Origin of the sequence: Candidatus Planktophila vernalis (assembly GCF_002288185.1) — a bacterium.
Classification (GTDB): Bacteria; Actinomycetota; Actinomycetes; order Nanopelagicales; family Nanopelagicaceae; genus Planktophila; species Planktophila vernalis.
Map to the genome: position 1 here is coordinate 1,268,657 of NZ_CP016776.1, position 12,586 is coordinate 1,281,242.

A 12,586-nucleotide genomic window follows, 5' to 3' on the forward strand; every position below is an offset into this window, starting at 1 on the left:
CTAGAGTTCTACTTATAGTTCGAGGCGCGCTTTAATCGGTCACGAATCGCGGTTGCTATTCCTTCTCCGGGTGGTTGATTCACAACAACGGTTTGTAACCCTTGTTCATCGGCTGCACGAAGCGCTGCATATAAAACCCGCCCAAACTCATCATCACTTTTCGGCGCAGCCAATCGCACAACTCCATCAGGTGTTGCCACATCTGACATTGCTATAAACCCTTGACCTGCGAGGGGGGATTGATCCAAAACAACTGTTGCCGCCGGCGCATAGTGACTATCTAAGGAACCACTGACTCGAATATCGGATTTATCCATATCTTCTTCAATGGTGTCTAACCCAGTTGCCCCAGCAATCATCGCAACAGTCACCGCACCTGGACGCAAGATCCTCGGCAAATCACCAGTGCAATCAATAATCGTTGATTCAACACCGACATCACACGCCCCACCATCAAGAATCAAATCATCATCGGCCAAGTAATCACTTAACTCATCTAACACGGCTTTCGGAGTTGTAGGTGAAACTTTTCCAAAGCGATTAGCACTGGGAGCAGCAACTCCCGAACCACCAATACGCGCAAATGCTTCTAACAAACCCAATGCAACTGGATGATTCGGAACACGCACACCGACTGTGTCCTGTCCTCCCGTTACAAAATCTGCAGCTAACCGCGAGCGATGAACCACCAAAGTCATTGGCCCTGGCCAAAAAGATCGAGCAAGTGCAATTGCATACTCAGGAACATCACTTGCCCACTCACCCATGCGATCCATAGATGCAATATGAACGATTAAAGGATGATCGTTAGGTCGTCCCTTGACTGAATAAATCCTTGAAACAGCCTTTGAATTAGAAGCATCTGCCCCAAGGCCATAAACAGTCTCAGTAGGAAAGGCCACTAAATCCCCTGCTTTTAAGTGCGCAGCAGCATCGAGCATGGCATCTGCCGTGCAGTTAGATAGGAATTGGCTCACCCTCTAATTCTCTCACTTTTCTCAGCATTAATTAACGCTAATGCAAGCCATTGAGGGATAATAGAGACATGAAACTAAAACTATTTCGCATAATCGCATCCATTATTACCGTCTCTGCAGTGGCAGGAGTTGTTGCCCTGGCTATCCCGGCAAATGGTGCTGACACCACCAATACCCGCTACATCACTGTCACAGGCGTTGGCACAATCTCAGTTGTCCCTGATGCAGTTCGCTTTAATGCAACAGTCTCATCCCTAGCATCAACAAATGCTGCTGCACTCTCTTCAGCTAGTAAATCAGCAGCAGCTGTGCGCGCAGCGCTAAAAGATAAGGGCATTGCCCTTAAAGACATCCGCTCAGCAAACATCTCTGTCTATCCTGAATACAACTGGACACAAGAAGCTGGCACAAAGATCACCGGCTACCGTGCATCACAATCATTTGATGTTCTTGTAAGAAAAGCATCTGATGCTGGCACAATCATTGAAGCAGTCGTCACCGCAGGTGGCGACAAAGTCCAACTTGGTGGAGTTATCCCAACTACTCTCAACCCAGCGATTGCAACTGAAGAAGCACGAGCAGCTGCAGTTGCTAATGCAAAATCTAAAGCCTCTTCCTATGCAAAGCTTCTAGGAACAAGCATCGGTAAAGTCCTTTTTCTTGAAGAGCAATCTTCACCTATCTACTCATCACCATTTCCAATGGCAAAGGCCGAAGCAGACTCAGCTGTTCAGATCGATCTAGGTGAGCAAGATGTAACAGTGACAATTACTGTGCGTTGGGCGCTCAATTAATAGGTAATTAAGCACAATAATCGCGGTTTGGTTACCCGCCTTTAGGCGGGTAAGATTGCCAAGCCTTGAAACGTCCCCATCGTCTAGGGGCCTAGGACATCGCCCTTTCACGGCGGTAACACGGGTTCGAATCCCGTTGGGGGCACGCACGAAATGTAGTAACGGCTTTAAGGTGACATAAGAGCCACTTATGTTTATGAGTTTCACTTAAGGCCCGGTAGCGCAGTTGGTTAGCGCGCCGCCCTGTCACGGCGGAGGTCGCGGGTTCAAGTCCCGTCCGGGTCGCAAAGGTTTTGGTGTCGTATGCCTTTAGGTGAATGACATTAGAACCTTGTTTGGCTTGGTAGCTCAGTTGGTACGAGCGAACGACTGAAAATCGTTAGGTCGCCGGTTCGATCCCGGCCCAAGCCACACTTATTCAATTCTTGGCACTCCCAATTGAGTAATTAAACTAAAGACCAATCAGTGAAAGCAACTAATGAGTAATCTTAAAGCAATCGTCTGTTGAATCTCACCTTTGCAAAGTATAGTTAATTTATGCTCAGTGAAGACTTGCGAGGTCTTGAAAAACTCAATGGGCCTGTTTTGATAACAGGACATACCGGTTTTAAAGGAACTTGGCTTACTTTCTTGTTAGAAAAATTGGGTGTTCCGAGCATTGGCTTCTCTTTGCCTCCTGAAAGAGATTCACTCTTCTCTCGAATTCATAATTCTAAGGAGCCAACAGGAGAGTATGGCGATATTCGAAATCCCCATGCTTTGCAAACTATTTTTAACAAACAAAGGCCTTCAGCGGTGATACATCTAGCTGCACAACCTTTGGTTTTAAGGTCATTCACAATGCCGATTGAGACATTTGAAACTAACTCAATGGGAACTGCCAATCTTTTGAAGGTAGCGAGTGAGTTCAGTTCTGTGAAAAGCATGATTATTGCTACAACGGATAAGGTTTATGACAACGACGAAAGTGGAAAGTTCTTTAAAGAAAGCGACCCCCTAAGAGGGAAAGATCCCTACAGCGCAAGCAAGGTTGCTGCCGAGGCAGCTGTAGATGCATGGAGGGAAATTTCAAAACTAAATGGCGGACCAAAGATTACTTCCGTTCGCGCAGGAAACGTAATCGGTGGTGGAGACTGGGCTGAAAATCGATTGCTTCCTGATGCTATTCGATCTTTTTCAAAACTAGAAAGCTTGATTGTAAGGAACCCCAATAGCGTTAGACCTTGGCAACATGTTCTTGATCCATTAATTGGGTATCTGAAAGTGCTCTCTCGCTCACTTCATGAGGAAGAATTCGACGTAAGAGCTGTAAATTTCAGTCCTAAGGAGTCAGGTCTAAGTGTGCGCAAAGTTGTCGAGGTTGCCGAGCAGAGTTGGCCTCAGAGAACCTCTGTTGACTTTGGTCAAGAGGAATCCAATATGAAAAAAGAATCAGCGATTTTAAATTTAGATTCAAGTTTTGCTGAACGAGAATTCGGTTGGATACCGAAATGGAGTCAAGAAGAAGCGGTTATATCCACTGTCTTGTGGTGGCATGATCACTTACTCAATGATATCGATGCTAAAACACTATGCCAGAGAAATATAGAAGAATTGCTCGAAGAATGAATTGGCTTATCACTGGTGGGGCTGGATATATAGGTTCGCACATTGCAGAGCTTTTTCAACAAGAAGGTCTTAATTACTACTGTTACGACAATCTTAGTACTGGAGATCCAGCCCGAATTTCCGATAGTGAAAGGTTGATCATTGGTGATATTCATGATGAAGTTAAGCTAGAGAGAATCATCAATAAAATGGAAGTTTCGGGCGTAATACACTTGGCAGCAAAAAAATCTGTTGAAGAGTCAAGAGAAAAACCAATCCTATATGAGAAAACAAACTTTGAAGCAACTGAAAGAATCTTAGATATATGTAGTAGAAATGGTGTCTCCCAATTTATTTTTTCTTCCACGGCAGCTGTTTACGGCGAGAGTAAATCAGGGTTTGTTTCTGAAGATGCAGAGCTTCACCCCATATCTACCTATGGTGTCACTAAAATGAAAGCTGAGAGTGTTCTTACTTCATACATTAGCCGGGGACTTATCCAGGGTGTGTCCCTTCGTTACTTCAACGTCATTGGGCAAGCTAGTGCGGCCCTGAAAGACAATTCAAGTGATAACTTGGTTCCAAGAGTGCTCACAGCAGCACGCCAACACTTAAAGCCGCAAATCTATGGAAATGACTATCCAACATCAGACAGAACCTGCATTCGAGACTATGTAGATGTCAGAGATATCGCGAGATTGCACCTACGGCTTTGTAGAGATTTTGATGGTCCTAAACTACCTCCCGCTCTTAATGTGGGCACCGGTGTTGGGGTCTCCGTACTTGAGGTGATGCAATCGATTTACTCGAGAATGGGATTGTCCTTGAATCCAGAAGTTCTGCCAAGACGCCAGGGAGATCCTGCGACACTTGTAGCTGAAATTGGAAAGTTAAAGGAAAAAATAGGCTTCGTTACAAAATTTGATTTCGAAAGTTCTATAGAAAGCCTCCTCCATTGAGGCGTAGCCGGAGTATTTAATGTCAAAAATTGCAAACATCCAAGTTATGCGAGGGATGGCCGCCCTCGCGGTGACCTTCTTCCATATAGCGGGGACGCAGAGAAAGGAAGGGTTCGATACTTGGATTTTCTCTCCATTTAGAAATTGGGGTAGTTGGGGAGTCGATCTATTCTTCATTATTTCTGGATACGTCATGGCGGTTTCACTAGGCCAAAACTTACAAACCTCCACCCAGTTTCTTCTGAAAAGATTCATTCGAATCTATCCCTTGTATTTTTTCTTAACTGTTTTGTTTTGCTTGATATCGATCATTACTCCTAAGCTTTTTTCCAACTTTTCTTTAGAATTTGATTGGTTACTAGCTTCACTTACCATGACCTCTGGTTTTTTGGGTTTTGGGGAGCCTATTTTGGGACAGGGTTGGACTCTGGAATTTGAAGCTCTCTTCTACATCCTGATTGGTCTTGTGATTTTCTTCAGGCAAAGCAAAAGACTTGAGTTGTTAACATTTCTGCTACTGCTAGGTTTCTGTCTATTCGGAGTCAACACAATAATTTTAGAATTCAGTTTTGGGTTGTTCGTTGCCAAGTTCAGGAGAGAAGTTAAAAAGTTATACCGTTATCGATTGCTAATCATTTGGTTTGGAATAGCAACCTTGTTGATACAATTAAGATATGGTGTTGAAACGCTACCAAGATTTATCTTAATTGGAATCCCTTGTTTACTGATGTTTTTGGGTTTTATTCTAATTACTCCCGCTAAAAATACGGTAATCCTCTATCTTGGTGAGATTTCATACAGTATTTACCTTATCCAATTCTTCATTATTCCAGCTTGTTTTAAATTTTTTAAAGAAAGTTCTCAATCTGAGATTATTGCAGATGCCCGTGGAATATTCGCAGTTGCATTGATAATTGGCTCTTCACACTTGACACATAAGTTTATTGAAGTTAAAAGTGCTATTTTTTTAAAAACAGTATTTAAATTAATTTAAATTGTCTTTTGAATTCAAATTTAATTCTTCGAAAAATCCTGCCAAGCAAAGGTAGTTTGGGAAAAATTCGATAGTAGTAAGCAATCAATTGTTCTCTTCCTACTTCTGACTCAGCAATCACCTCTGGGAATACCCAATTTGTTTCAGTAGAGATTTCTGTTTTCCAAAACTCTGAATTTTCAACCACATGTGTTCCTGAACCGTCAGCTCCAGCATACTCCACTAGAGATGTACCAGGAAAGAGAGTTAGACGCCCTTCAGAAAACATCGAAGCATGCCAATAAATTGCCCATGAGTGGAAACCTTTTTTTGCCTCCCCTTGTAGAGCTGAATAGTATGAATGAGAGCCATCTAAGTTAAAATCTTGAATCTGACCAAGGTTTTCAATCCGATTCAATAACACTCTTGGATCCCAATTAATGCTTTCCCATCTGTCTTTCCATGTTGCCCAGCCTAGACAATCAGCACCCCTTAAGAAGAATGGGTCTTTAATTGGCTGATCAAACCCAAAACAGTATCCATGAATACTGGCAACTTTAGGTTCAGTTTGATATTTGGTTAATCCCGCGTTCATGTACTTTAAGAACGAGTTCGTTACAATTAAATCATCCTCTAGCACAATAATTTTATCACTCTTACTAAGGACTTCTGTGACTCCGGTTTTGAGTGAGCTACCTAAGCCTAAATTTTGCTCACGCATCACAAGATGCTTTGCTTTCACGCCCAAGAAGCTTTTAGCCACTTCTCTGGTTTCTTGAACCAACTTTAGGCCTGAGCTATCTCTTGGACCATCAACATAAATGTAAAGTTCGCTTTCAGCAAACTCTTTGTTCTGCGAGAGTGATTTCAAGAGTTCTGCTAAGTGATTGGGTCGGTTAAAGGCGAAGATGACTATGGGAGCCAATTGTGTCGTCACACTGGTTCTCCTAACTATTTTGCGGCTATCCTAACATCATGTCAGTGTATGTGACCCACTGTGATGGCAACTACATCACGCGAGTAATTTCGCTAGAGGATTCCTTGCGCAAAAATGGAGATTCCAGAACTCTTTACATAATTGCCCATGATCAAGCCACACGAGTTCAGATTGAGTCCTTAAACTTAAAGTTTAGTCGGGTAATTGAGTTAAGTGAACTTGAGCAACAGTATCCGGAATTACGCGTTGCAAAGATGAACCGGAGCAAAATTGAATACATATTCTGTCTGTCGCCGTTTGTTGTCTCCTATGCCCATTTCATTTCAGGTAGTTCACTGGTTACCTATCTCGATGCTGACCTCTACTTCTTTAAGTCACCCGAATTTGCGATGGAAGGGTTTTCAGAAAATGCAAATGTTTCAATAATTGAGCATGATTTTCATCCAAAATTTCTTCATCTTAGTGAATATGGGACTTTCAACGTCGGATGGATGTCCTTTAGGATGCAAAAACATGGAAACTCGACCTTAGATTGGTGGAAATCAGCCTGTATCGAAAGTACGTCAACTTCAGTTAGTGAAAAAGTGTATGCCGATCAAAAATATTTGAATGAGTTTTCATCGCAATTCAGCGAGACCCAAGTAAATTACAAACAAGGGTTGAATATCGCACCTTGGAATATTGAAAATTACTTGCAAAAAAATACTAGCGAGATAGAAGCATTATCGAATATAGTGTTTTTCCATTTTTCAGGTTTGAGAATTTATGGAAAGTTCGTCGTGCTAGGGCTATCCGGATATTCATGCACACCAAGCCGACAAGTTAAGCGCAAAGTGTACAAACCGTATGCTAAATCATTAAATGAAGCAGGTAAGAAACTTAAGTTGAATCCTCAGGCTGATTCAAGAAAATACAAATTGAGAGAAATTTTTAAGATTATTCTGCATCGAGATTTTATTTTGAATTTATAGCTTCGACTACAACACACATCTCTTCGTGAGTAAGTTCAGGATAACAAGGTAGCGAAAAAATAGAATTTGACAGCAATTCTGAGTTCATTAAGCTCAAATCTTTATTGTTGCTGATTATTTGATGATGATCCGTAATCGGATAATGAATCGCATACCCTACGCCGGCATGCGAAAGCTTCTCCAAAATGCTGTTACGTGAACTTGATGCAACGGCATATATGTGAGCAACAAACTGTCCCTCCTTCCATTGTGGCTTTAGAATCTCAACAGATTGAATCTGTTCATTGTAAAATTGTGCTATCTGCAGTCTTTTTTCATTGTCTAAAGTGAGGTGGCGCAGAAACACTCTAAGAATTGCTGCTTGCACTTCATCCAAACGGCTGTTTCGTCCACGAGCAATTTCAACTCGATACTTTTCCCCCCAGCCATAAGTTCGAAGTTTCAACAATTTTACAAATAGCTCGTCGTCGTCGGTAATCAAAGCTCCGCCGTCACCCAAACCACCTAGATTCTTGGTTGGATAAAAACTGAAAGTGGAAATACTGCCAAATGTCCCGACTTTTTTTCCAGAAATCTCCGCACCGTGTGCCTGTGCGCAATCCTCAATGAGGATGACATTGTTATCTTTGCACAAAATTGAGATCTGATCAATATCTCTAATTGCCATTCCATACAAGTGAGTAGCAATAACATATTGTGCGCCTTGTTTAATTGCGTATTTGACTGACTCAATCGTTATGTTTCGGGATTCCAGTTCTACATCCATAAACATCGGCGTAGCACCAATACAGCTAATTGCAGTGCTGGAATAGCCTCCGGCATTTGCACATGTAGCTACCTTAGAACCCAACCCTGCACCAACAGCTATTAGTGCAATTTCTAATGAGTCAGTGCCATTTGCTGTTCCAACGCAATACTTTGCGCCGAGGAAATTAGCAAATTCTTTTTCAAAACTAGCCACTTCGCTGCCGAGTACCAAATTTCCAGAGTTAAATACACGTTCTACTGCCTCATTGATTTCACTACGATACTTTGCAATCTTCCGTGAAGAATCATAAAAAGAGACTTGGAATCCTGGGACTGATTTATTCACTTGCGCTATCCCGAATCATTTGAGAATACAACTCAAAATCCTCAATGTAATCTTTTGGATCATATGTGTGTGATGCAAGAACAATCAGAACGGTATTTTTGTCTTTATAAGTTTGGGTAGCCCAAGTCATTGCTGGTAAGAGGACCCCTATTTCGGCAGAATCCATGATTATCTTGAGGTTCTTCTGCCCCCTTTTGATTTCAAGGGTACAAACACCATGTGCAGCAATCAATAGCTGAATGCAATCTTTGTGCGCATGGAATCCTCTTGAATTATTCGGTGGAACATCATGAACAAAAAAGAATCTTCTTGGAATAAAGCTATCCAGCTCCGTAAATTCAAAGATAGAAATTGAACCATCAGATCCAAGGTGATTTTGTAGATTAATGAACTTGATTCCGGGAGCAAAAGACTCGGAATCAAAACTCAAATCCTTATCAGTATTGAGTAGGTTCGAAAGTGTAAGTTCTTTACAATCCGTTTCTTGAACTTGGTTACTCATTTTAAGTCATTTCCAAATTCACGCGAACGCGGAAGATGACGTAAGTAATTGCCATATGGCGAATTCGCGTATCTATCTGCAATAGATTCTAAGTTTGAATCTTCAATCCAGCCTAGACGCCAAGAGACTTCCTCTATGCAACCAACTTTACTACCCTGTCGTTCTTCAATAACTTTAATGTATGACGATGCATCATGGAGGTTTTGAATCGAACCAGTGTCTAACCATGCCGTGCCACGCGGCAAAATTGATACATGAAGCTTTGAGTTGTCCATGTAGTTTCTAATTACATCGGTAATTTCTAGCTCACCTCTCGGACTAGGTTTCAGATTTTTTGCAATCTCTATCACTGAATTATCAAAAAAATATAAACCTGGGATAGCAAAGTTGGATTTTGGCTCTAGAGGCTTTTCCTCAATAGAAATTGGAACGCCCTCATCACTAAATTCAATAACTCCATAGTCTGATGGATTTGATACTCCATATGCAAAAATCTGCGCTCCATCAATTTCGGTGTTTTCCATTAGTTGTCGTCCCAAACCAGATCCATGAAAGATGTTATCTCCTAGGATTAAACAAACCGGAGAGCCTTGAAGAAACTTCTCAGCGATTATGAAACACTCAGCGATTCCACGGGGATTTTCCTGAATCGCAAAATGAAACTGAACCCCTATTTCGGATCCATCTCCCAATAGTTTTTTGTATGAATCTAAGTCCGATGGGTTAGAAACTATCAATATTTCCCGGATACCGGCGGCCATTATGGTCGCTATCGGATAGTGAATCATTGGCTTGTCATATACAGGTAAAAGGTGCTTATTGGTACCTAATGTGATGGGCCAAAGACGTGATCCAGTTCCACCCGCAAGCACGATTCCCTTCATGAAAATAAGTGTACAGGTTGCTTGAAGTACAATATAGAAGTGCAGTCACTTAGTGAAAAAACCCTCGTTGTCACTGGCGGGGCGGGTTTTATAGGCTCCAGTTATGTCCGAATGTTGCTTGGAGGACATCTGGGCGAAATTCCTAAACGCGTTTACGTTTTGGATTCCCTGACATATGCAGGCTCCCTTGAGAATTTGTCATCCTCCTTGGACAATAAAAATTTTGAGTTTGTTAATGGCGATATTCGGAATCCAAAACTAGTAAATGACTTGTTCTCCGAAATTGATTTAGTTGTCCACTTCGCTGCCGAATCACATGTCGATCGCTCAATTTCAGATAGCTCCAATTTTATTTCAACAAATGTACTTGGAACTCATGTTTTACTTGAAGCTTCCGTCCGGGAGAATATTGCTACTTTTCTTCATGTCTCCACAGATGAGGTATACGGATCCATCGATGAAGGTTTTTGGGATGAGAATCAACCTTTGCAACCAAACTCACCGTATGCCGCCTCAAAGGCAGCATCTGATTTAATCGTAAGATCATTTGGAAAAACTCATGGCTTAGATGTCAGAATTTCAAGATGCAGTAATAATTATGGGCCATTCCAATATCCAGAAAAACTCATTCCGTTAGTTATTACAAATCTGATGAGTGATAAGAAGATTCCGGTCTACGGTGACGGAATGAATAAGCGTGAATGGATCCATTGCGAGGATCATTCACGAGCAATACACAAGATATTGTTAGGTGGAACTCCACAAAATGTTTACAATATTGCCGGACAGATTGAAATATCAAACTTAAGCTTAGTAAAAATGATCCTAGGCATCATGGGGAAAAATGCTCATGAAATCGAATTCGTAAGGGATCGCAAAGGGCATGACTTCCGTTATGCACTTGATGGTGGCAAATTACAAGACACCTTAAACTTCACTCCCAAAATAGATTTTGAAATCGGACTTAGAGAAACCGTCAACTGGTATGTAGATAACCAGAATTGGTGGAAATCTCGAGTTTAGGATGCAACTAAATTATGTATTAATACTTTCCAAGAATTTCCAATTGCGTCAATCCCACGTTCATTTTTGAGTGACTCAACAGCCAATGTGGCTGGAATCAAGTCATCAATTTTCATAGAAAACTCACGGATTCTTGAAATGAATTCCTCTTCGGAGTCGCAATAGCAGTATTCTGAGAGACGAAACTTTCTAAACTCGCTAATTTGGGATGCCAATAAAGGGAATCCGCCTAGTACTGCTTCTGCAATTACCAATCCATCACCTTCGAACTTTGAAGGCACAATGAGTAAATCACCATCCTTAAGCAACTTCCAAGGTTCCAAGTTATGGCCGGCAAACTCTACATCTGGCAATTTGTCTGCAGTTTGATTCTTAAGTCCTTCCATTAAGACTCCATCACCTATTACTAGCCCTGGATAATGTAAGCGGCGAAGTATCTCAATAAATGCTTCGGGGTTTTTGTCGGACGCCAATCTTCCAATAAAAACAAGTCTTTTGATTGACTTATCATTCCTATTTTTCGGATATTTACTAACTTGAAAAACAGGATTTGGAATTGTACGAGTTTTGATTTCTGGAAGCGACCAAATCTTTAAGTGCGCGGACACAGTGATAAAAGTCGACTTGCGCAGTTTAAGGATTCTTCTAACCACCAGCCCTAGGGATTCTCGCCCAAGCCAAGGATTTCTGGAATGTTCCACAACCACAAAGCTTGTTTTTACTGGAATGAAGCACGCAAATAGTTCTGGAAGCGCACAATTGAGAATCATGACTTTTGGCTTTTCACGAACGACGAGTGAAATAAATTTTAAATAACTAAATAAAGTGTTACTGAAAGTCCCACGCCACTTTCTTCCAATTGGAATTACTCGACAATTGGGATCCACTAAGTCTCTTGGTCCCTGATTTATTGGAACTAAAGTAAACTGATAATCATTTTGATTCTGTTTGCTAATATCCGAACAAACCAAATTCATGGCCCGTTCTGCTCCGCCACCTGTCAGGGAATTAGTTACAACAAAGACTTTTTCCATTTCATCATGTTACTACTGGTACTCTTTTATCTAGGGGAAGTGAGGTGTTGCAGGTGGTACCTTCAGTCTCCATAATTTCAATTGCGCGCAATAACAAAGAAGGATTGGCTAATACCTATAGAAGTGTCTTACCCCAAACATACAAAAACTGGGAATTAATTCTTGTCGTTGCCCCTTCACAAGACGGCACAATCGCGTTGAGCGAGAATCTCGCTAGTTCCGATCCGAGAATAAAAATTCTTGCTCAAAATGGTCTCGGAATCTACTCGGCAATGAATCAAGGATTAAAGAAAGCTAATGGCGATTATGTGTGGTTCTTGAATAGTGGAGATGAGTTCTATGATGACGCCACTCTTGAATTTGCCCTAAAACAAATCCAACTGCTAAACGCAGATTTATTGATAGGTGGTTACTCAGTATCGGGTGATAGTAATTCGCAACCATACTTAAAGAGTGCCAAGAGGTTGAGTAGCTTTGAATTTGCATTCAATAGACGCGGTGGATGCCATCAAGCCATGTTATTCCATAAGAAGAAAGTTCTTGAGTTTGGAGGGTTTGATATAGATTTTGAATTAGCCAGTGATTTCGATCTAGTTATGAAAATAGTTAAAGGGGAAAATTCATTTCGAGCCGAAAGAGTATTTGCATGTATTGAGCCAGGAGGAGTTTCGGATCAGCGGATTTATGACGTTATTCGTGAAAAACATCAGATTAGGCGAAGCCACTTTGGGAGAAAGACTCCTCTTTTGTTTATTTCGATAGGATGGGGAATTGCCGTAAAGTCAAAAATTCGTGCAAGAAACTTCCTCAGGTCGCTAAGTAAAGCGCTTTAACTGACTTATCTGAGATAAC

General features: G+C 41.4%; 13 protein-coding genes and 3 tRNA genes. 10 read left to right on the forward strand and 6 right to left on the reverse strand.

Features of this window, described 5'->3' with window-relative positions; translation table 11 throughout:
* Positions 1-8: 8 nt before the first annotated feature.
* Positions 9-941, reverse strand: coding sequence for an L-threonylcarbamoyladenylate synthase (locus tag A7sIIA15_RS06575; RefSeq protein ID WP_095686333.1), 933 nt, complete (start codon positions 939-941; stop codon positions 9-11).
* A 104-nt stretch (positions 942-1,045) separates the two neighbouring features.
* Here A7sIIA15_RS06575 and A7sIIA15_RS06580 point away from each other — a divergent pair, with 104 nt between their 5' ends.
* The 7 genes from A7sIIA15_RS06580 to A7sIIA15_RS06610 all read left to right on the forward strand — a co-directional run bounded on the left by A7sIIA15_RS06580 (position 1,046) and on the right by A7sIIA15_RS06610 (position 5,311).
* Positions 1,046-1,771 carry an SIMPL domain-containing protein gene (locus tag A7sIIA15_RS06580; protein WP_095686334.1) on the forward strand — a complete coding sequence of 242 codons (726 nt, stop codon included), beginning with the start codon at positions 1,046-1,048 and terminating at the stop codon, positions 1,769-1,771.
* Between the two features lie 72 nt (positions 1,772-1,843).
* Positions 1,844-1,916 (forward strand) — tRNA-Glu (locus A7sIIA15_RS06585).
* A gap of 66 nt (positions 1,917-1,982) precedes the next feature.
* Positions 1,983-2,056: transfer RNA gene (locus A7sIIA15_RS06590), tRNA-Asp, on the forward strand.
* A gap of 52 nt (positions 2,057-2,108) precedes the next feature.
* Positions 2,109-2,182, forward strand: a tRNA-Phe gene (locus tag A7sIIA15_RS06595).
* 126 nt (positions 2,183-2,308) lie between these two features.
* Positions 2,309-3,379 carry a CDP-glucose 4,6-dehydratase gene (gene rfbG, locus A7sIIA15_RS06600; protein ID WP_095686335.1) on the forward strand — a complete coding sequence of 357 codons (1,071 nt, stop codon included), beginning with the start codon at positions 2,309-2,311 and terminating at the stop codon, positions 3,377-3,379.
* Positions 3,376-4,317, forward strand: a complete 942-nt coding sequence (galE, locus tag A7sIIA15_RS06605) for a UDP-glucose 4-epimerase GalE (protein WP_190279132.1) — start codon at positions 3,376-3,378, stop codon at positions 4,315-4,317. The genes rfbG and galE overlap by 4 nt, the downstream gene beginning before the upstream one ends.
* Before the next feature lie 19 nt (positions 4,318-4,336).
* Complete coding sequence (locus tag A7sIIA15_RS06610; protein ID WP_095686336.1) at positions 4,337-5,311, forward strand: acyltransferase family protein; 975 nt, start codon at positions 4,337-4,339, stop codon at positions 5,309-5,311.
* Here the strand turns inward: A7sIIA15_RS06610 and A7sIIA15_RS06615 are convergent.
* On the reverse strand, positions 5,298-6,227 hold the full coding sequence (locus A7sIIA15_RS06615) for a glycosyltransferase family A protein (protein ID WP_190279133.1): 930 nt from the start codon (positions 6,225-6,227) through the stop codon (positions 5,298-5,300). The genes A7sIIA15_RS06610 and A7sIIA15_RS06615 overlap by 14 nt on opposite strands.
* Positions 6,228-6,265: 38 nt before the next feature.
* Between A7sIIA15_RS06615 and A7sIIA15_RS06620 the strand changes: the two genes are divergently transcribed.
* Positions 6,266-7,198 carry a hypothetical protein gene (locus tag A7sIIA15_RS06620; RefSeq protein ID WP_150123730.1) on the forward strand — a complete coding sequence of 311 codons (933 nt, stop codon included), beginning with the start codon at positions 6,266-6,268 and terminating at the stop codon, positions 7,196-7,198.
* On the opposite strand, the gene A7sIIA15_RS06625 is transcribed toward A7sIIA15_RS06620, so the two are convergent.
* Genes A7sIIA15_RS06625 through rfbA form a run of 3 tightly spaced genes read right to left on the reverse strand, consistent with a single transcriptional unit; the run spans position 7,182 to position 9,677 of the window.
* The gene (locus A7sIIA15_RS06625; protein WP_190279134.1) at positions 7,182-8,291 is read right to left on the reverse strand and encodes a DegT/DnrJ/EryC1/StrS family aminotransferase; all 1,110 of its coding nucleotides are present in this window, start codon (positions 8,289-8,291) and stop codon (positions 7,182-7,184) included. The genes A7sIIA15_RS06620 and A7sIIA15_RS06625 overlap by 17 nt on opposite strands.
* Positions 8,284-8,793, reverse strand: coding sequence for a sugar 3,4-ketoisomerase (locus tag A7sIIA15_RS06630; protein WP_095686340.1), 510 nt, complete (start codon positions 8,791-8,793; stop codon positions 8,284-8,286). Before A7sIIA15_RS06630 ends, A7sIIA15_RS06625 begins: the two co-directional genes overlap by 8 nt.
* The gene (gene rfbA / locus A7sIIA15_RS06635) at positions 8,790-9,677 is read right to left on the reverse strand and encodes a glucose-1-phosphate thymidylyltransferase RfbA (protein WP_095686341.1); all 888 of its coding nucleotides are present in this window, start codon (positions 9,675-9,677) and stop codon (positions 8,790-8,792) included. The genes A7sIIA15_RS06630 and rfbA overlap by 4 nt, the downstream gene beginning before the upstream one ends.
* Positions 9,678-9,716: 39 nt before the next feature.
* Here rfbA and rfbB point away from each other — a divergent pair, with 39 nt between their 5' ends.
* Positions 9,717-10,700, forward strand: a complete 984-nt coding sequence (gene rfbB / locus A7sIIA15_RS06640) for a dTDP-glucose 4,6-dehydratase (RefSeq protein WP_095686342.1) — start codon at positions 9,717-9,719, stop codon at positions 10,698-10,700.
* Here rfbB and A7sIIA15_RS06645 read toward each other — a convergent pair.
* Positions 10,697-11,734: a glycosyltransferase gene (locus A7sIIA15_RS06645; protein ID WP_095686343.1), complete on the reverse strand. Its 1,038-nt coding sequence runs from the start codon at positions 11,732-11,734 to the stop codon at positions 10,697-10,699. The genes rfbB and A7sIIA15_RS06645 overlap by 4 nt on opposite strands.
* Positions 11,735-11,778: 44 nt before the next feature.
* Here A7sIIA15_RS06645 and A7sIIA15_RS06650 point away from each other — a divergent pair, with 44 nt between their 5' ends.
* A complete protein-coding gene (locus A7sIIA15_RS06650) occupies positions 11,779-12,567 on the forward strand; it encodes a glycosyltransferase (RefSeq protein WP_095686344.1) in 789 nt (262 codons plus the stop codon).
* Positions 12,568-12,586 lie beyond the last annotated feature (19 nt).

Coding starts and splice junctions, on each gene's coding strand:
- A7sIIA15_RS06645 (WP_095686343.1), bottom strand. CDS start 11,734: ATGGAAAAAGTCTTTGTTGTAACTAATTCCCTGACAGGTGGCGGAGCA.
- rfbG (WP_095686335.1), top strand. CDS start 2,309: ATGCTCAGTGAAGACTTGCGAGGTCTTGAAAAACTCAATGGGCCTGTT.
- A7sIIA15_RS06610 (WP_095686336.1), top strand. CDS start 4,337: ATGTCAAAAATTGCAAACATCCAAGTTATGCGAGGGATGGCCGCCCTC.
- rfbA (WP_095686341.1), bottom strand. CDS start 9,677: ATGAAGGGAATCGTGCTTGCGGGTGGAACTGGATCACGTCTTTGGCCC.
- A7sIIA15_RS06580 (WP_095686334.1), top strand. CDS start 1,046: ATGAAACTAAAACTATTTCGCATAATCGCATCCATTATTACCGTCTCT.
- A7sIIA15_RS06575 (WP_095686333.1), bottom strand. CDS start 941: ATGCTCGATGCTGCTGCGCACTTAAAAGCAGGGGATTTAGTGGCCTTT.
- A7sIIA15_RS06630 (WP_095686340.1), bottom strand. CDS start 8,793: ATGAGTAACCAAGTTCAAGAAACGGATTGTAAAGAACTTACACTTTCG.
- A7sIIA15_RS06620 (WP_150123730.1), top strand. CDS start 6,266: ATGTCAGTGTATGTGACCCACTGTGATGGCAACTACATCACGCGAGTA.
- galE (WP_190279132.1), top strand. CDS start 3,376: ATGAATTGGCTTATCACTGGTGGGGCTGGATATATAGGTTCGCACATT.